Origin of the sequence: Pseudomonas sp. NPDC089407 (assembly GCF_044900445.1) — a bacterium.
In the GTDB taxonomy this organism is placed as follows: Bacteria; Pseudomonadota; Gammaproteobacteria; order Pseudomonadales; family Pseudomonadaceae; genus Aquipseudomonas.
This window is the reverse complement of sequence record NZ_JBJDNB010000015.1, coordinates 23,983-42,966: the sequence shown is the minus strand read 5'-3', so window position 1 is coordinate 42,966 and position 18,984 is coordinate 23,983. Positions and strand designations below refer to the sequence as shown.

Genomic DNA, 18,984 nt, shown 5'->3' with positions numbered 1-18,984 from the left:
GTCGTTACCCATGCTGTACCGCCGTTTTGAACAGCTGATCGATATCTTTCGCGAAGCACCCACTGAATCGCCACCCACCACCGTGTGGCCGTTCTACCTGTATTACCTGCGCCAGGTATGGCCCAGCTTTCTCGCCTTGCTGGTGGTCGGCCTGTTCGCCTCGTTGATCGAGGTGGCGATGTTCAGCTACCTCAGCCGCATCATCGACCTGGCCCAAGGCACGCCCAACGCCAACTTCTTCAGCGAGCACAGTGGCGAACTGATCTGGATGCTGGTGGTGATCCTGCTGCTGCGCCCAGTGTTCTTCGGCCTGCACGACCTGCTGGTGCACCAGACCATCAACCCCGGCATGACCAGCCTGATCCGCTGGCAGAACCACACCTACGTGCTCAAGCAGAGCCTGAACTTCTTCCAGAGTGACTTTGCCGGGCGCATCGCCCAGCGCATCATGCAGACCGGCAACTCGCTGCGTGATTCTGCCGTGCAGGCGGTGGACGCGCTATGGCACGTACTGATCTACGCCATCACCTCGCTGGTGCTGTTCGCCGAGGCCGACTGGCGCCTGATGCTGCCGCTGCTGGTGTGGATCGTCGGCTACATCGCCGCACTGTTCTACTTCGTGCCGCGGGTGAAGGAACGCTCGGTGATCTCTTCCGACGCCCGTTCCAAGCTGATGGGGCGTATCGTCGATGGCTACACCAACATCGCCACCCTGAAGCTGTTCGCCCACACCGACTACGAGCAGCAGTACGCCCGCGAAGCGATCCGCGAACAGACCGAGAAAACCCAACTGGCGTCGCGGGTGGTCACCAGCATGGACGTGGTCATCACCACCCTTAACGGCCTGCTGGTGGTCACTACCACCGGCCTGGCGCTGTGGCTGTGGAGCCAGTCGCTGATCACCGTCGGCGCCATCGCCCTGGCCACCGGCCTGGTGATCCGCATCGTCAACATGTCGGGCTGGATCATGTGGGTGGTCAACGGCATCTTCGAGAACATCGGCATGGTCCAGGACGGCCTGCAAACCCTCGCCCAGCCGGTCACCGTCACCGACCCGCCCAATGCCCCGCCACTCAAGGTAAGCCGCGGTGCGGTGCGTTTCGATGATGTCGACTTCCATTACGGCAACGCTGCCAACATCATCGAAGGGCTGAATCTGGACATCCGCCCGGGCGAGAAAATCGGCCTGATCGGCCCGTCCGGGGCCGGCAAGTCGACCCTGGTCAACCTGCTGCTGCGCCTGTACGACGTGCAGGGCGGGCGCATCCTGATCGACGGCCAGGACATTGCCGAAGTCAGCCAGGCCAGCCTGCGCGCGCAGATTGGCATGATCACCCAGGACACCTCGCTGCTGCACCGTTCGATCCGTGACAACCTGCTGTACGGCCGCCCAGGTGCCAGTGACGCAGAGCTGCAGGAAGCCGTACGCCGTGCGCGGGCTGACGCGTTCATCCCGCAACTGTCGGATGCCCAGGGCCGCACAGGTTTCGATGCCCACGTCGGTGAGCGTGGGGTGAAACTGTCGGGTGGCCAGCGCCAGCGCATCGCCATTGCCCGCGTGCTGTTGAAGAATGCGCCGATCCTGATCATGGACGAAGCCACATCGGCGCTGGACTCGGAGGTGGAGGCGGCGATTCAGGAAAGCCTGGAGACGCTGATGCAGGGCAAGACCGTGATCGCCATTGCCCACCGGCTATCCACCATTGCCCGGATGGACCGGCTGGTGGTGCTGGACAAGGGGCGGATTGTCGAGAGTGGCAGCCACAGTGAATTGCTGGAGCAGCAAGGGCTGTATGCCCGTTTGTGGCACCACCAGACCGGGGGGTTTGTCGGGGTTGACTGACGCCTGTAATGGCCCTATCGCCGGCAAGCCAGCTACCACAGGATCACCACAAGCCTTGAAATCTGTGGGGTACCTGTGGGAGCTGGCTTGCCGGCGATAGGGCCATTACAGGCAATACGAGACGCTCAGTCCCGCCGATAAGGCAACATCCCCCGCGCCTCCTCGGCATACCCCCTCACCCCTTCCCGCTCCTGCACCAGGAAGTCCTCCACCGCCCGCCGCAACCCCGGGTGCAGCAGGTAATGCCAAGACCGCGTCAGCACCGGCTCGAACCCGCGTATCAGCTTGTGCTCGCCCTGCGCCCCAGCGTCGAAACGCTGCAACCCTTCGGCAATGGCAAAGTCCATGCCCTGATAGAAACACGTCTCGAAGTGCAGCCGGTCGAATTCATCCAGGCAACCCCAGTAACGGCCAAACAAGCTGTCGCCACCTACCAGACTCAACGCCATCGCCACATCACGCCCACCTTGACGCGCCATCACCACGCGTACCGCCTCGGGCATGCGCTCGGCCAGCAGGCTGAAGAATTCGCGGGTCAGGTAAGGCGCACGGCGGCGTACCGCATAGGTGTTGGCGTAACACAGGAAGACGAAATCCCACTGCGCTTCGTCCAGTTCATCGCCGCGGTACCAGCGAAAATCGATGCCCTGCCCCGCCACCTGCTCGCGCTCCTTGCGCATCTGCTTGCGCTTGCGCGAGCTGAGGCTGTCGAGAAAGTCCTGAAAGTCGCGGTAGCCTTGATTACGCCAGTGAAACTGGCAGCCCAGCCGTTCCATCCAGCCCGGCAAGCCGGCCATCTGCGCATCCAGCTGCGGGTCGGTGAAGTTGATGTGTGCCCCAGACAGTCCGCCCTTGTTCAGGTACTCCGGCAACGCCTGCAACATCAGCAGGCTATCGGCCGGGTCGCTGGCCAGCAGGCGCGGGCCGCTGACCGGGCTGAACGGCACCGCACCGAGCAGCTTGGGGTAATAGCCAATGCCGGCGCGTTCACAGGCGTCGGCCCAACCATGATCAAACACGTATTCGCCAAACGAGTGCCACTTTCGATAGGCCGGCAACAGCGCCCGCACCTGGCCGTCACGCTCCAGCACCAGGTGTTCGGCAGCCCAACCGGTGTTGCGCGCCACGCTGCCACTGTCCTCCATGGCACTGAGGAACGCATGGCGCAGGAACGGTTGGCCGATCGGCACCATGGCGTCCCAGGTGGCCGCCGGAAGATCACGCAAATGGGCAAGGCTGTACAGGCTGGTCACGTTTTCGACTCGCTGTCTGAAGGCCTTCAGTATCCCCAAGGAAGGCCCGACACTCAAATGACGAACGCCGGGCTGATCCTTTTATTCTCAATTACTTAACAACAGTGCCACTAATTAGACATTAATCTGTCATTGGCCCCCGCAATACTTGCGCCTGTTTTCCGGAACCCCAGAACCTGTCTATTCAGGCCCTTTCCGAAGACATGCCAACGCAGGGGCAGGCGCTTGAGCCTCCCCCATTTTTTTCAGTAGGGAGAACCTTATGCGTCTTGTTTCTACACTTACCGGAGTGAGCCTCACCGGCATGATGCTGGCTCTGAGCGCCCCGGCCAGTGCTGCTGTCGACGCCAAGCTGCTCGAAATGCTCCGCGCCAACGGCTCGATCAACCAGGCGCAGTACAACGAACTGCAGGGCGACCTGGCAAAAGAAACCAAGGAAAAGGCCGACCAGAAAGCTCAGTCCGAACGTATGAGCTCCTTCGAACAAAAAGTGGCATGGGCCGCCAAGACCCAGATCAAGGGTGATGTGCGCCTGCGTTACGAAGACGTCAACGTTGATGACCCGAACAGCAGCAGCGGCAACCAGGACCGCCAGCGCGTGCGCGCCCGTGTAGGCTTCTACAGCGAGATCAACCCACAGGTCGACGCCGGCGTGCGTATCGCCACCGGCAGCAGCGCCGATCGCCGTTCGACCAACCAAAGCTTGGACAACTACTTCGACAAGAAGTCGCTGTGGGTCGACCTGGCCTACCTCGACTGGCACCCGACCGCGGTGCCCAACCTGCACCTGATTGGCGGCAAGATGCCACAACCGTGGGTCAGCATGGGTGACATCATCTGGGACAGCGACATTAACCCGGAAGGCGTGGCAGCCACTTATAAGGCTGACCTGGGCGGGGCCGAGGTGTTTGCCAGCGCCGGCCAGTACACCCTGAAAGACAACGTCGACGGCGACGGTGTGCAGTACAAGCATGATGCCCAGGTATACCACGGCCAGTTGGGCGCCAAGTTCGCACCGGCTGACGTGCTCAAACTCACGGTAGGTGCCAGCATCTATGGCTACGATAACGACAAGGAAGCAGCCATCCTGCAGTCGTTTGGCAACACCACCAATGAATTCAACCTGGTCGAAGGCTTCGGTCAGCTGGACTTCACCGGCTTCGCCATTCCACTGTCCGCCTACGGCCAGTACGTGAAAAACACCGAGAGCACCGATGGCGAAGACCAGGCCTGGCTGGCCGGCCTGAAAACCAAGGTCGGCGCCTGGAGCCTGGACTACAACTATCGTGACGTGCAGCGTAACGCTGTGGTCAGCCTGTTCACCGACTCTGACTTCGGCAACGGCTTTACCGGCTCGCGTGGGCACAAGTTCAAGGTCGGCTATGAGATCGACAAGAACTTCTCGCTGGGTGCGGCTTACCTCATGGCCAAGACCGACCTGTCGCAGTTGCCGAACAGCAATGCTGACGTAGACACCCTGCAGGTAGACCTGGAAGCCAAGTTCTAAGCAACACCCTCCTCTGCTTCACGCTGAAGCGGGAAATGCCGACCCCATCCGGCGTTTCCCGCTTTTTTTGCCTGGCAGAAATGCACCCGGCCCAATCGCCGGCAAGCCAGCTTCCACAAGTACCGCGCAGATCTCAAGGTCTGTGCAGTACCTGTGGGAGCTGGCTTGCCGGCGATTGGGCCGGTAAAGGCACTACAAATATCAGCGCTTGCGCAGAATCACACTACCAATCGAATACCCCGCCCCAAACGAGCTCAACACCCCAAGCGCGCCTTTGGCCAGGTCATCCTGGTACAGGTGGAAAGCAATCACCGACCCCGCCGAGCTGGTGTTGGCATAGCGGTCGAGAATCACCGGTGCATCTTGCTCGGCCACTTCACGCCCCAGCAGTTTCTTGACGATCAGGTGGTTCATGCTGAGGTTGGCCTGGTGCAGCCAGAAGCGCTTCACATCGCTCGGTTGCAGGTCGTTTTCCTGCAGGTGCTCACCGATCAGCTCGGCCACCTTCGGGCACACTTCGCGGAACACCTTGCGGCCTTCCTGGATGAACAGCTTGTCTGCTGCGCCTTCGCCCTCTTCCGCCGCACGGTTGAGGAAGCCGAAGTTATTGCGGATGTTATTGGAGAACGCGGTCCACAGCTTGCTGCTGACGATGTCGAACTGGTGCGCAGAGGTGGCCTTGTCGGCACGCTCCAGCAGCACCGCAGTGGCGGCATCACCAAAGATGAAATGGCTGTCACGGTCACGGAAATTCAAGTGCCCGGTGCACACCTCGGGGTTGACCATCAGCACCGCGCGCGCCTGGCCCAAGGCCACGCTGTTGGCAGCGGTCTGGATGCCGAAGGTGGCCGACGAGCAGGCTACGTTCATGTCAAAGGCAAAGCCCTGGATACCCAGCGCCTGCTGCACTTCGATGGCGATGGCCGGGTACGGGCGTTGCAGGTTGGAGCAGGCGACGATCACCCCGTCGACATCCGCCGCGGTGCGGCCGGCGCGCTCCAGGGCCTGGTGGGCAGCGGCCACGGCCATTTCGCAGAGCACCGACGGCTCGTCGTTGCTGCGCTCTGGCAGGCGCGGCTTCATGCGCTGCGGGTCGAGGATGCCGGCCTTGTCCATGACGAAGCGGCTCTTGATGCCCGAGGCCTTTTCGATGAACTCCGCGTCGGACAACGGAGCGGCTTCTACTTCGCCGCGCTCGATGGCGGCGGCGTTGTCCTGGTTGAACTGTTGCGACCAGGCGTTGAAGGAGGCCACCAGTTCTTCGTTGGAAATGCTCTGGGCCGGGGTGTACAGGCCGGTGCCGCTGATGACGACGTTATGCACGGTCGTTCCTCTGGTCAAAGGCCATCGCCACGGGGCGCTGGCTGGGAATATGACGGTTTAGTGGCACTTTAGTGCCAATTTTGGGGCGAGGGCTGCGCCCTCGTTCGCGGGTGAACCCGCTCCTACAAAGGATCGCGCCGTATGTAGGAGCGGGTTCACCGGGACGCCGGACCGCCGCGAAGGGCCGCAAAGCGGCCCCAATCTCACCGAAGTGTGCCACAAATAAAGGAAGTTTAGCCCTCCACCTGGCTCCACTGCTTGCTCAATCTTTTATCCGAAATCGGCACCTTGGTCCCCAGTTGCTGGGCAAACAGCGAAACGCGGTATTCCTCCAGCCACCAGCGGTACACGGTCAGCTGCTCGTCACGCTTACCTTCCTGGGCATGCTTGTCGGCACGGGCCTTGTACTGCGCCCACAAATTGGCCAGCTCGCCGCTCCACACCCGGTCCTTCTGCACCTGCGAACCGAGCTTCTCCAGGCGCAGTTCCACCGCTTTCAGGTAACGGGGCAGTTCCTTGAACCAGGCCCCCGGTGTTTCGCGCACAAAGCCCGGATACACCAGGTTGCCCAGTTGCTGCTTGATGTCGTTCAGCGCCACCGCCTGGCTAAGGTCGATCTTGCCCTTGAAGCGCTTCTGCAGCCCATGCCACAGCTTCAGCACTTCCAGGGTCTGCCGCGCCAGGCGCTCGGCGTGCTCGGCCCAGCTGCCGCGCTTGCGCTCGGCCAACCCGGCCAGGGCAGCGCCGTCGCGTGGCAACGGCTGCTCACCCTCAAGAATGCAGCTGTCCAGGCTGGCCAGCAGGATATCCTCGACCAGCGCTTCGACACGCCCCAGCTCGCGGTACAGCAGGCCCAGTTCGGTCAGCCCTGGCAGCTTGCCACGCAGGAACTTGGCCGGTTCTGCCAGCTGCTGCAACAACAGGCGCTGCAAGGCGCGGCGGTGCTGGAACTCGGCTTCGGCCTGGGTCGAGAAACGCCCCTCACGCACCGTACCATTCTCGTCCACCAATGCCGGGTAAACCGTCATCGACAGGCCGGCGATCTTCTGCTGGGTACTCTGCGCCACTTCGCTGAACGCTTTGGCCTGTACCGGTTTCTCGGCATCGGCATTGCGCGGCACGGCCAACGCCGCCTGGCTGGCGGCGACAAAGCGGGCAGTCAGCTCGGCCAGGTCGCGACCTTCACCGAGGAACTTGCCCTGGCCATCGACCACTTCAATGTTCATGCGCAGGTGGCCTTCGACGAGGTTGACGGACTCGGCCCAGGCCTCGTCGGGCACCCTCACACCGGTCATGCGCAACAATTCCTGGCCCAAGGCCTGGGGCAACGCGCCCTGGCCAAAGGCCATGCGCGCCAGCGATGCCTTGACGAAGTCCGGCACCGGCACAAAGTTCTTGCGCAGGGCCTTGGGCAGGTTACGCACCAGCGCCACGCACTTGGCTTCGAGCAAGCCCGGCACCAGCCACTCCAGGCGCTCGCCCGGCAAGTTCGGCAACAGCGGTGCGGGAACGCGCACGGTCACGCCGTCACGGGGGTGGCCCGGCTCGAAGTGATAGGTCAGCGACAAGCGCAGCTCGCCCACCTGCAGGTTGTCGGGGTACAGCGCCGCCGTGACTTCGCTGGCCTCGCGGGCCAGCACATCTTCTTCGTGCATGATCAGCAGGTTGGCATCCTTCTGGCTGCCCATGCGGTACCAGGCATCGAAGGTTGCGGTCTGGTGAATGTCTTCAGGCAGGCGCGCTTCGTAGAACGCATACAGCGTCTCTTCATCGGCCAGGATATCGCGCCGGCGCGCTTTGGCTTCCAGCTCATCGAGCTGTTCCAGCAGGCGCTTGTTGGCCGCCAGGCACTTGGCCCGCGACTGGATTTCGCCACCGACCAGGCCTTCGCGGATAAACAGCTCGCGCGAGGTAACCGGGTCGATCGGGCCGAAGTGCACCGGGCGGCGGCCGACCAGGATCAGGCCGTACAGAGTGATCTGTTCGTAGGCCACCACCTGCCCGCGCTTCTTCTCCCAGTGCGGCTCGAAGTGGTTCTTCTTGACCAGGTGCCCGGCCAGCGGCTCGATCCAGTCCGGTTCGATCTTGGCCACCATGCGCGCATACAGCTTGGTGGTTTCGACCAGTTCGGCGGCCATCACCCACTGCGGGCGCTTGCGCCCCAGGCCCGACGACGGGTGCACCCAGAAGCGCCGTTGGCGGGCGCCCTGGTAGTCACCCTCTTCGGTCTTCTGGCCAATCTGGCTGAGCAGGCCGCTGAGGATGGCCTTGTGCATCTTCTGGTAGTCGGACGGTTCTTTATTCACCGTCAGTTGCAGGTCACGGCAGATCAGCGCCAGCTGGCGATGGGCATCGCGCCACTCGCGCAGGCGCAGGTAGTTGAGGAAGTTCTTGCGGCACCAGTTGCGCAGCGGGTTGGCAGTCAGCGCCTGGCGCTGCTCCTCAAAGCCGCGCCACAGGTTGACCAGCGCGGCGAAGTCAGAGTCCACGTCCTTCCACTGCGCGTGGGCCTGGTCAGCGGCCTGCTGGCGCTCCGGCGGGCGTTCGCGCGGGTCCTGCACCGACAGCGCACTGGTCACGATCAGCACTTCCTGCAGGCTGCCCTGGCGGGCGCCTTCGAGCAGCATGCGGCCCAACCGCGGGTCGATCGGTAAGCGCGCCAGTTGGCGGCCGAGCGGGGTCAGCTGGTTCTCGCGGTTGACCGCCGACAGCTCCTGCAGCAGGTTGAAGCCGTCGCTGATGGCCTTGCCATCTGGCGGCTCGATGAACGGGAAGGCATCGATCGCGCCCAGGCGCAAGTGCAGCATCTGCAGGATCACTGCCGCCAGGTTGGTACGCAGGATCTCCGGGTCGGTAAACGCTGGCCGGCCGTTGAAGTCCTCTTCGCTGTACAGGCGCACGCAAATGCCCGGCTCGACCCGGCCGCAACGGCCTTTACGCTGGTTGGCGCTGGCCTGCGACACCGCCTCGATCGGCAAGCGCTGGACCTTGGCGCGGTAGCTGTAGCGGCTGATGCGCGCGGTACCGGTGTCGATCACATAGCGGATGCCGGGCACGGTCAGCGAGGTTTCGGCGACGTTGGTGGCCAGGATAACCCGGCGCCCGGTGTGCGACTGGAAAATGCGCTGCTGCTCGGCCGGTGACAGGCGCGCATACAGCGGCAGGATCTCGGTATGGCGCAATTGCGCCTTGCGCAGAATTTCGGCGGCATCGCGGATTTCCCGCTCGCCCGGCAGGAAGATCAGCACATCGCCGGGGCCCTTGCCTTCACTGCGTTCGTGGTGGGCCAGTTCATCCAGCGTGGCGAGAATCGCCTGGTCGACGGTGAGGTCGTCCTCGATCTGGTTGCCTTCTTCGTCCTGCTCGCTGGTGAGCGGGCGGTACCAGGTTTCCACCGGGAAAGTACGCCCGGACACCTCGATGATCGGCGCGCCGTCGAAATGCTTGGAAAAACGCTCCAGGTCGATGGTTGCCGAGGTGATGATCAGCTTCAGGTCTGGCCGGCGGTGCAGCAGGGTCTTCAGGTAGCCAAGCAGGAAGTCGATGTTCAGGCTGCGCTCGTGGGCTTCGTCGACGATGATCGTGTCGTAGCGTTCGAGAAAGCGGTCGTGTTGGGTTTCGGCCAACAGGATGCCGTCGGTCATCAACTTGACCAAGGTGTTGGCATCGCTCTGGTCTTCGAAACGCACCTGGTAGCCGACCAGCCCGCCCAGCGGCGTGCCCAGTTCTTCGGCAACCCGCGCCGCCACGCTACGCGCGGCGATGCGGCGTGGCTGGGTGTGGGCGATCAGGCCATGGCTGCCACGGCCCAGCTCCAGGCAGATCTTCGGCAGCTGGGTGGTCTTGCCCGAACCGGTTTCACCGGCAATTACCAGCACCTGGTGTTCGGCCAGGGCCTTTTTGATTTCGTCGCGCTTGGCGGCGATCGGCAGGCTGTCGTCGTAACGCACGGTCGGCACGCTCTGCTGGCGTGCGGTAACCTGGGCGCAGGAGGCCTGGACCTTTTCCACCCATTGCGCCAGCTTCGCCTCATCGGGGCGCTTGCGCAGTTCGTGCAGTTGCCGGCGCAGGCGATGGCGGTCGGCAATCATGGCGTGGTCGAGGTTTTGCAGCAGTTTGTCGATGGCGTGGTCAGTCATGGGGCTTTTTAATGATGCAGGTGAGCCTGCTTTTTCATGATCGGCATTCGAAGGATGGGCGATTGTCGCAGATTTGGGCCTGCTTTGCTGTCCAGGCTGGCGCGCACCCTGTAGGAGCGGCCTTGCGTCGCGATGGGCTGCGCAGCAGCCCCGTGGATTTGTGCCGGGGCGCAGATCTTGGGCTGCTACCGCAGCCCATCGCGACGCAAGGCCGCTCCTACAAGGGATCGCACAGTGGCTGAAAGTTTAGCAAGAGCTTATGTAAAGGTTGCCATTCACTGCTTTAATCAACCTTAAGCCGCATGTGAGTATCAAAGGCATGACTCCCGCCCAGCCCATCGCCCCACCGTCTTCACGCCCTTCGCTACCGAAGGCCCGGAGCCGTGCCGGGGAAAATCCGCTGGTGCACATCATTCTCGCCTTCTGGGCCTTGTGGCACTGCCGCCACGCGCGCCCACCGGACACCTCGCTCACGCCATTGTGACCAAAGCCGGCCACCACCTGGCCGTTTGACTCAACTGGGCCGCCTGCCTGCGCGGTGGCCCTGTGCGCCCGTGAGCGAATCCATCATGCACTTTGCACCCGTAGAGCAAGCCAGCCGTTTCCTGGCTGACAACCCCGATATCGAGCTGTTCGAACTGTTCATCCTCGACGCCAACGGCGTGCCCCGCGGCAAGCTGCTGCACCGCGATGAACTGCTGGCCGTGTACCAGACCGGCCGCCCGCTGCCCAGCACCATCCTCGGCCTGACCCTGAACGGCGATGACGTGGAAAACTCCGGGCTGGTCTGGGATGTGGGCGATATCGACTGCCGCGCCTACCCGCTTGAAGGCAGCCTGGTGCGCCTGCCCTGGCGCCGGGTGCCGACCGCCGCCGTGCAGGTCAGCATGCACCCGAGCGAAGGCCTGCCGGCCAGCATCGCCGACCCGCGCCATGTGCTGCTGCGCACCCTCGAGGCACTGAAGGCCGACGGCTACCACCCGGTCATGGCCTGCGAGCTGGAGTTCTACCTGCTCGACCAGCAGCGTGATGCCCAGGGTCGCCCGCAACCGGCGCTGGACAACGACGGTGGCCGCCCCCGCAGCACCCAGGTCTATGGGCTGCGCGAACTGGAACAGATCGAGCCGTTCCTGGCCGACCTGTACGCCGCCTGCAAGGCCCAGGGCATTCCGGCGCGCACGGCGATTTCCGAATACGCCCCGGGCCAGGTGGAAATCACCCTGGAGCACGGTGACGCGCTGCAAGCGATGGACCAGGCGGTGCGCTACAAGCGCCTGGTCAAAGGGGTGGCCCATGCCCACGGCATGCAGGCCTGCTTCATGGCCAAACCGTTCGCCCAGCTGGCGGGCACCGGCATGCACATGCACCTGAGCCTGGCCGACAGCGCCGGCAACAACCTGTTCGCCAGCGACGACAAGGCCGGCACCCCGCTGCTGCGCCAGGCCGTGGCCGGCATGCTGCGCCACCTGCGTGACTCGCTGTTGCTGTTCTGCCCCAACGCCAACTCGTTCCGCCGCTTCCAGGCCAACAGCTATGCGCCATTGGCGCCGACCTGGGGCGTCGACAACCGCACCGTGAGCCTGCGCGTACCGGGTGGCCCGGCCAACAGCCGGCACGTAGAGCACCGCATTTGCGGTGCCGACGCCAACCCCTACCTGGCCGCCGCGGCCATTCTTGCTGCCAGCCACCGCGGCATTCGCGAACAGCTGGACCCGGGCGCCCCAGTGGAAGGCAACGGTTATGCCAATGCCACCGAACACCTGCCCACCGACTGGCTGACCGCCCTTGACGCCCTGCAGCAGTCGCATTGGGCCCGCGAGGCATTGGGCGAAGACTTCCTCGGCGTGTACCTGAAGGTCAAGCGCGCCGAGTACCGTCAGTTCATGGCCGAAGTCAGCGAACAGGACTGGCGCTGGTACCTGCACCAGGCCTGAGCCCCTACCTAACAAGGACACCCATGAACGCAGCATTGAACAACGGCCCGGCGCAGCGCGCGCCGTCCTACTACAGCGCCACCCTCAACGACCACACCGCATACCCGCAACTGAAGGGCACGGTGCAGGTGGATGTGGCGATCATCGGCGGCGGCTTCACCGGCGTGGCCACGGCAGTCGAACTGGCCGAACGCGGCCTGAAGGTCGCTATCGTCGAAACCAACCGCATCGGCTGGGGCGCCAGCGGCCGCAATGGCGGCCAGGTCACCGGCAGCCTGTCGGGCGATGAGGCCATGCGCACACAGATGCGCAACCACCTGGGCGCCGATGTCGACGACTTTATCTGGCACCTGCGCTGGCGCGGCCACCAGGTAATCGAGCAGCGCGTGGCGCGCTATGGCATCGACTGCGACCTCAAGCGCGGCCACCTGCATGCGGCCATGAAGCCTTCGCACATGAACGAGCTGCGCGCCTTCGAGGCCGAAGCCCATCGCCGTGGCATGGGCGAGCAGGTGCAGCTACTAGACCGCACGGCAGTGGCCGAGCACTTGCAGAGCCCGCTGTATCAGGGCGCGTTGAAGAACCTGCGCAACCTGCACCTGCACCCGCTCAACCTGTGCCTGGGCGAAGCCCGTGCCGCGCACAGCCTGGGCGCACTGATTTTCGAGAACTCCGAGGTGCTGGACATCGTCCACGGCCCGCGCCCGGCGGTGGTCACAGCCCATGGCCGGGTCGAGGCCCGCCAGGTGATGCTGGCCGGCGATGTGTATCACAAGCTGGAAAAGCGCCAGCTGAAGGGCAAGATCTTCCCGGCCATGGGTGGCATTGTCACCACGGCGCCGCTGGGCGAACTGGCCGAGCAGATCAACCCGCAGGACCTGGCGGTATACGACTGCCGCTTCGTGCTCGACTACTACCGCCTGACGGCCGACAAGCGCCTGCTGTTCGGCGGCGGCGCCAACTATTCCGGGCGTGACTCACGGGATATCGAAGGCGAACTGCGCCCGTGCATCGAGCGCACTTTCCCGGCCTTGAAAGGTGTGCCGATCGAGTTCGAGTGGAGCTGCGCCATGGGCATCGTGGTCAACCGCATCCCGCAGCTGGGCAAGCTGTCGGACAACGTTTGGTACTGCCAGGGTTACTCGGGGCACGGCATTGCCACCAGCCACATCATGGGCGAAATCATGGCCGAAGCGCTGACCGGGACGCTGGAGAAATTCGACACCTTTGCCCAGTGCAACCATGTGCGGGTGCCGATGGGGGACTTGCTGGGGAATCCGCTGTTGGCGGCGGGGATGTGGTATTACCAGATGCTGGAAAAATTGCGCTAAATCTGAGGTTTGCGCAAGCTTTGTAGGAGCGGCCTTGTGTCGCGATCGGGCCGCAAAGCGGCCCCAGGATATCAGCTTTTATGCTGAAATTTCTGGGGCCGCTTCGCGGCCCGATCGCGACACAAGGCCGCTCCTACAGGGACCGCGTAACCCTGTGATTACGCGATCTTCTTCAGCCCCTGCTTCTTCAGCTCTTCATCACGCAGCTCGCGGCGCAGAATCTTGCCCACGTTGGTAGTCGGCAGCGAATCGCGGAACTCGATCTGTCGTGGCACCTTGTAGCCGGTCACGTTGGCACGCATGTGCTCCATCACCTGCTCCTTGGTCACGGTCATGCCCGGCTTGACCACGATGAACACCTTGATCACTTCACCCGACTTCTCGTCCGGCACACCAATGGCTGCGCACTGGAGTACGCCCGGCAAGGCTGCCAGCACATCTTCCAGTTCGTTGGGGTACACGTTGAAGCCCGAAACCAGGATCATGTCCTTCTTGCGGTCGACAATGCGCATGTAGCCGTCAGGCTGGATCAGGGCGATGTCGCCAGTCTTCAGCCAGCCTTGGCTGTCGAGGATTTCGGCAGTAGCGTCTTCGCGCTGCCAGTAGCCTTTCATCACCTGCGGGCCCTTGACGCACAGCTCGCCCACTTCTCCCAACGGCAGCTCGATGCCGGCGTCGTCGATGACCTTGCACAAGGTGGACGGTACCGGAATACCGATGGTGCCGACCTGGTTGGCCTCGGCCGGGTTCACCGCCGCCACCGGGCTGGTTTCGGTCATGCCATAGCCTTCGCAGATGGCGCAGCCGGTAACGGCTTTCCAGCGCTCGGCCACGCTCAGCTGCAAGGCCATGCCGCCCGACAAGGTGATTTTCAACGCGGAGAAGTCCAGGGCGCGGAACGCCTCGTTGTTGCACAGGGCAACGAACAAGGTGTTAAGGCCGACAAAGCCGCTGAACTTCCACTTGCCCAGTTCTTTGACCATCGCCGGCAGGTCACGCGGGTTGCTGATCAGCACGTTGTGGTTGCCGATCAGCATCATGGCCATGCAATGGAAGGTAAAGGCATAGATGTGGTACAGCGGCAGCGGGGTAATCAGGATTTCGCAGCCTTCGTGCAGGTTCGAGCCCATCAGCGCCCGGCACTGCAGCATGTTGGCCACCAGGTTGCGGTGGGTCAGCATGGCGCCCTTGGCTACGCCGGTGGTGCCGCCTGTGTATTGCAGCACCGCCACGTCGTTGGCCTGCGGGTTGGCCTCGGTCACCGGCTGGCCCTTGCCCAGCGCCAGTGCGTCATTGAAGCGCACGGCCTGCGGCAGGTTGTAGGCCGGGACCATCTTCTTCACGTACTTGATCACGCTGTTGATCAGCAGGCGCTTGATGGGCGGCAGCAGGTCGGCCACTTCGGTGACGATGACGTGCTTGACCTGGGTCTTGGGCACCACCTTTTCGGCCAGGTGGGCCATGTTGGCCAGGCACACCAGGGCCTTGGCGCCGGAGTCGTTGAACTGGTGTTCCATTTCCCGCACGGTGTACAGCGGGTTGGTATTGACCACGATCAGCCCGGCGCGCATGGCACCGAACACCGCAACCGGGTACTGCAGGACATTGGGCAGTTGCACGGCAATGCGGTCACCCGGCTTGAGGTCGGTATGCTGCTGCAGCCAGGCGGCAAAGGCCCCCGACAGCGCATACAACTCGCCATAAGTGATAGTCTTGCCCAGGTTGCTAAAGGCCGGTTTGTCGGCAAAGCGTTGGCAGGATTGCTTGAGTACCGCCTGGATATTGGGGAATTCGTCAGGATTGATTTCCGCCGTAATCCCGGCTGGGTACTTATCCTTCCAAAAATTTTCGATCATGGAAGCCCACTCCTTCAGCAACAGCGAAGTTCGATTCACGCGTCGATGCGCTTATTATTGATATGAGATGACGGTTCGTTGCAAACCGGATCATCAGAAAGCGGGCCGAGAGTAACAGCTTTGCCTGGGGTCGCCTAGAGGCCAAAACAGGCCTTGCGGTCACAAAAATGACTCAATGAAGAATGCAGGTCATTTTTAGAGTATTTAACTTAAAGCGGCAAGCTTCAAGCTTCAAGCGGCAAGATAGAGCGCACCCAACGCTCTGACATGTAGCTTGTAGCTTGTAGCTTGTAGCTTGTAGCTTGCAGCTTGCAGCTTGCAGCTAACTCAAGCTATATCCCGCAGCTCCCGCCGCAGAATCTTGCCCACCGGCGTCATCGGCAGCGAATCGCGCAGCACGATGTGCTTGGGCACTTTGTAGCCGGTGAAGTTGGCCTTGCAGTAGGCCTTGAGCTCATCCACGCTCAGCCCGGCCTCACGCGGCACCACGAACAGCTTCACGGCCTCGCCGGAACGCTCGTCCGGCACGCCGATGGCGGCGCAGTTGGCGACCTTGGGGTGGCCCATCATCACGTCCTCGATCTCGTTGGGGTACACGTTGAAACCCGAGACGATGATCATGTCCTTCTTGCGGTCGACAATGCGGGTAAAGCCATCCGGGTCGATCACTGCAATATCACCGGTCTTGAACCAGCCTTCGGCATCCAGGGCCTGGGCGGTGGCTTCGGGCTGCTGCCAGTAGCCCTTCATCACCTGCGGCCCCTTGATGCACAGCTCGCCACGCTCGCCCAACGGCATTTCGTTGCCGTCATCGTCGATGACCTTGAACGCGGTGCCCGCCACCGGGATGCCCACCGTGCCCAGCCGCGCCAGTTGGCCATAGGGGTTGGTACTAGCTACCGGCGAGGTTTCGGTCAGGCCGTAACCTTCGACGATGCGGCAGCCGGTAAGCGCCTCCCACCGCTCGGCAGTGGCCTTGACCAGCGCCGTGCCGCCGGAGTTGGTGACCTTCAACGCCGAGAAGTCCAGCTGGCGGAAGCCTGGGTGATCCATCAGCGCCACGAACAAGGTATTGAGCCCCAGCAACGCAGAGAACCGCCACTTGCCCAGCTCCTTGATAAAGCCGGAGATATCCCGCGGGTTGGTGATCAGTACGTTGTGGTTGCCGGTGACCATCATGCACATGCAGTTCGCGGTAAAGGCATAGATGTGGTACAGCGGCAGCGGCGCGATCATGACCTCCTGGCCGTCCTTGAGCAGCTTCTGCCCATCTGGCCCATGCTGCGAAAAGCAGGCCAGCACCTGCAGCATGTTGGCCACCAGGTTGCCGTGGGTGAGCATCGCCCCCTTGGCCAGGCCGGTGGTGCCACCGGTGTACTGCAGCACGGCGATGTCGTCCAGGCTCAGCGGCACCGGTTTCGGTGTCAGCCCGCGCCCCTCGCGCAGCATCTGCTTGAATGCTATGGTCTGCGGCAGCTGATAGGCCGGCACCATCTTCTTCAGCTTGTCGACCACGGTGTTGACCAGCCAGCCCTTGGCGGCCGGCAGCAGGTCGCCCATCTTCGCCTCGATCAGGTACTCGATACCGGTGTCGGGCAGCACCTCCTGCACCCGTTTGCCGAACATGTTCAGGTACACCAGCGCACGCGCGCCGCTGTCCTTGAACTGGTGACGCATCTCGCGCTCGGTGTACAACGGGTTGGTGTTGACCACGATCAGCCCGGCGCGCATGGCGCCGAACACGGCAATCGGGTACTGCAGCACGTTGGGCATCTGCACCGCGATACGGTCGCCGGGCTTGAGGTCGGTGTGCTGCTGCAGCCCGGCGGCAAAAGCCGCCGAATGGCGCTCCAGTTCCGCGTAGCTCAGGGTCACGCCCAGGTTGCTGAATGCCGGGCGGTCGGCAAAGCGCTTGCAGGAGCGCTCGAACACTTCGACGACCGAGGCGTAGGCATTGATGTCGATGGTGGAAGGCACGCCCGCCGGGCGCTTGTCATTCCAGAAGTCGGCTTGCATTTATTATTGTTCCTCTGCCTGGACCTGCACTGCGTCCTTTAGTCCTTTACCTGAATGCCTGCTGGCAAAAAGGCGTTGATCCGACGTTAGCAGGTAAGCCCGAGGTGGCATACACGCCAAGTGCCGCCATTAACATTGTGAATCTTATTTGTGCCCTTCCTGCAATCCGGCCGGTTGTGCATACACTGTCCGGGTACCCGTGCGCACAAGGACCCGCCATGCCCCACGACGCCTTCTGGCTGCCCGCCAGCGAGCACTGCAGCCTGTACGTACACCAATGGCTGCCGGCCACGCCGGTAAAAGCCGTGGTGCTACTGGCCCATGGCATGGCCGAGCATGCCGGGCGCTACCAGCGCCTGGGCCAGGCTCTGAGCGAGGCCGGCTTTGCCCTGTTCGCCGCCGACCAGCGTGGCCACGGGCGCACTGCCGAACAGAGCAGCCTCGGCCTGTTCGCCCGCCAACATGGCTGGAATGCCGTGGTCAACGACCTCGGCCGCCTGGCCCAGCACATCGGCCAGCAATACCCGTGCACGCCGCTGTTCCTGTTCGGCCACAGCATGGGCAGCTACATCGCCCAGGCCTACCTGCTGCACCACAGTGGCAGCCTGCAGGGGGCGATCCTCAGCGGCTCCAACTACCAGCCGGCCGCGCTGTATCGCCTGGCCCGCCTGATTGCCCGGCTGGAGGCCTGGCGCCAGGGGCCGCTGGGTAAAAGCGCACTGATCGAATGGTTGTCGTTCGGCTCGTTCAACAAGGCCTTCAAGCCCAACCGTACAGCCTTCGACTGGCTCAGCCGCGACCCGGCCGAGGTCGACCTGTACGTCAATGACCCGCTGTGCGGCTTTCGCTGCAGCAACCAGCTGTGGCTCGACCTGCTGCAAGGCTTGGCGCAGATCAGCCAGCCGAGTAACCTCGCGCAGATCGATCCGAACCTGCCCATGCTGGTAATCGGTGGGGAATGTGATCCGGTCAGTGCCGGCAAGCGTCTCACCCATCTGGCCGACGCCCTGCGCGCGACCGGCAATCGACATGTACAGCTGCGCGTCTATCCTGAAGCGCGGCATGAATTACTCAACGAAACCAACCGTGACGAGGTCACCGCCGACATTCTCGGCTGGCTTGAACAGGCGCTGGCCCTTGGCCGCCCTGTGCGCAGTGAATGATAGCCGCCCTCGCCTACCGCTTAAGGAAGCCCCGATGTCCCAGGTCACCAACACGCCTTACGAAGCCCTCGAAGTAGGTCAGAAGGCGGAATACAAGAAGTCCGTCGAAGAACGCGACATCCAGCTGTTCGCGGCAATGTCCGGTGACCACAACCCGGTGCACCTGGACGCCGAGTTCGCCGCCAAGAGCATGTTCCGCGAGCGCATTGCCCACGGCATGTTCAGTGGCGCGCTGATCAGCGCGGCAGTGGCCTGCACCCTGCCTGGCCCTGGCACCATCTACCTGGGCCAGCAGATGAGCTTCCAGAAGCCGGTGAAAATTGGCGACACCCTGACCGTACGCCTGGAAATCCTCGAAAAACTGCCCAAGTTCAAGGTGCGCATCGCCACCAATGTGTACAACCAGAATGATGAGCTGGTGGTTCAAGGGGAGGCCGAGATCCTCGCGCCGCGCAAGCAGCAGACCGTCGAGCTGGTGTCGCCGCCGAATTTTGTGGCTAGCTGAAAAGTGATGTAGCCGACACTGGCCCTATCGCCGGCAAGCCAGCTCCCACAGAATTACCTCAATGTCAGAACCTGTGGTGATCCTGTGGGAGCTGGCTTGCCGGCGATAGGGCCG

Annotated in this window: 11 protein-coding genes; 6 read left to right on the top strand and 5 right to left on the bottom strand. The window is 63.0% G+C overall.

The features are described 5' to 3' along the window. Positions 1-10: 10 nt before the first annotated feature. Entirely contained in the window at positions 11-1,843 is a 1,833-nt protein-coding gene (locus ACI2KG_RS13605; protein ID WP_404662259.1) for an ABC transporter ATP-binding protein, read from the top strand. Between the two features lie 125 nt (positions 1,844-1,968). Here ACI2KG_RS13605 and ACI2KG_RS13600 read toward each other — a convergent pair whose 3' ends face one another. Continuing rightward, positions 1,969-3,096, bottom strand: coding sequence for a GNAT family N-acetyltransferase (locus tag ACI2KG_RS13600; protein ID WP_404662258.1), 1,128 nt, complete (start codon positions 3,094-3,096; stop codon positions 1,969-1,971). A gap of 262 nt (positions 3,097-3,358) precedes the next feature. On the opposite strand from ACI2KG_RS13600, the gene ACI2KG_RS13595 reads away from it, so the two are divergent. Then, entirely contained in the window at positions 3,359-4,603 is a 1,245-nt protein-coding gene (locus ACI2KG_RS13595) for a putative porin (protein WP_404662257.1), read from the top strand. Positions 4,604-4,804: 201 nt separating this feature from the next. Here the strand turns inward: ACI2KG_RS13595 and ACI2KG_RS13590 are convergent, their stop codons facing one another. Together ACI2KG_RS13590 and hrpA are read right to left on the bottom strand one after the other, a co-directional pair. Beyond that, the gene (locus ACI2KG_RS13590; RefSeq protein WP_404662256.1) at positions 4,805-5,926 is read right to left on the bottom strand and encodes a beta-ketoacyl-ACP synthase III; all 1,122 of its coding nucleotides are present in this window, start codon (positions 5,924-5,926) and stop codon (positions 4,805-4,807) included. Between the two features lie 233 nt (positions 5,927-6,159). Then, positions 6,160-10,065: an ATP-dependent RNA helicase HrpA gene (gene hrpA, locus ACI2KG_RS13585; RefSeq protein ID WP_404662255.1), complete on the bottom strand. Its 3,906-nt coding sequence runs from the start codon at positions 10,063-10,065 to the stop codon at positions 6,160-6,162. A 569-nt stretch (positions 10,066-10,634) separates the two neighbouring features. Between hrpA and ACI2KG_RS13580 the strand changes: the two genes are divergently transcribed. Together ACI2KG_RS13580 and ACI2KG_RS13575 are read left to right on the top strand one after the other, a co-directional pair. After that, entirely contained in the window at positions 10,635-11,999 is a 1,365-nt protein-coding gene (locus ACI2KG_RS13580; protein WP_404662254.1) for a glutamine synthetase family protein, read from the top strand. Positions 12,000-12,022: 23 nt separating this feature from the next. Beyond that, positions 12,023-13,330, top strand: coding sequence for an NAD(P)/FAD-dependent oxidoreductase (locus ACI2KG_RS13575; RefSeq protein WP_404662253.1), 1,308 nt, complete (start codon positions 12,023-12,025; stop codon positions 13,328-13,330). Positions 13,331-13,488: 158 nt separating this feature from the next. On the opposite strand, the gene fadD1 is transcribed toward ACI2KG_RS13575, so the two are convergent. Then, positions 13,489-15,186, bottom strand: a complete 1,698-nt coding sequence (gene fadD1, locus ACI2KG_RS13570) for a long-chain-fatty-acid--CoA ligase FadD1 (protein WP_400613580.1) — start codon at positions 15,184-15,186, stop codon at positions 13,489-13,491. 327 nt (positions 15,187-15,513) lie between these two features. Continuing rightward, on the bottom strand, positions 15,514-17,202 hold the full coding sequence (fadD2, locus tag ACI2KG_RS13565) for a long-chain-fatty-acid--CoA ligase FadD2 (RefSeq protein ID WP_404662252.1): 1,689 nt from the start codon (positions 17,200-17,202) through the stop codon (positions 15,514-15,516). A gap of 218 nt (positions 17,203-17,420) precedes the next feature. On the opposite strand from fadD2, the gene ACI2KG_RS13560 reads away from it, so the two are divergent. Further along, on the top strand, positions 17,421-18,365 hold the full coding sequence (locus ACI2KG_RS13560) for a lysophospholipase (RefSeq protein ID WP_404662251.1): 945 nt from the start codon (positions 17,421-17,423) through the stop codon (positions 18,363-18,365). 34 nt (positions 18,366-18,399) lie between these two features. Next, on the top strand, positions 18,400-18,870 hold the full coding sequence (locus ACI2KG_RS13555; protein WP_012273633.1) for a MaoC family dehydratase: 471 nt from the start codon (positions 18,400-18,402) through the stop codon (positions 18,868-18,870). Positions 18,871-18,984 lie beyond the last annotated feature (114 nt).

Excerpts from the sequence above, each read along its gene's own strand:
- ACI2KG_RS13595 (WP_404662257.1), top strand. The coding sequence starts at position 3,359 with ATGCGTCTTGTTTCTACACTTACCGGAGTGAGCCTCACCGGCATGATG.
- fadD2 (WP_404662252.1), bottom strand. The coding sequence starts at position 17,202 with ATGCAAGCCGACTTCTGGAATGACAAGCGCCCGGCGGGCGTGCCTTCC.
- hrpA (WP_404662255.1), bottom strand. The coding sequence starts at position 10,065 with ATGACTGACCACGCCATCGACAAACTGCTGCAAAACCTCGACCACGCC.
- ACI2KG_RS13575 (WP_404662253.1), top strand. The coding sequence starts at position 12,023 with ATGAACGCAGCATTGAACAACGGCCCGGCGCAGCGCGCGCCGTCCTAC.
- ACI2KG_RS13605 (WP_404662259.1), top strand. The coding sequence starts at position 11 with ATGCTGTACCGCCGTTTTGAACAGCTGATCGATATCTTTCGCGAAGCA.
- ACI2KG_RS13560 (WP_404662251.1), top strand. The coding sequence starts at position 17,421 with ATGCCCCACGACGCCTTCTGGCTGCCCGCCAGCGAGCACTGCAGCCTG.
- ACI2KG_RS13555 (WP_012273633.1), top strand. The coding sequence starts at position 18,400 with ATGTCCCAGGTCACCAACACGCCTTACGAAGCCCTCGAAGTAGGTCAG.
- ACI2KG_RS13580 (WP_404662254.1), top strand. The coding sequence starts at position 10,635 with ATGCACTTTGCACCCGTAGAGCAAGCCAGCCGTTTCCTGGCTGACAAC.
- fadD1 (WP_400613580.1), bottom strand. The coding sequence starts at position 15,186 with ATGATCGAAAATTTTTGGAAGGATAAGTACCCAGCCGGGATTACGGCG.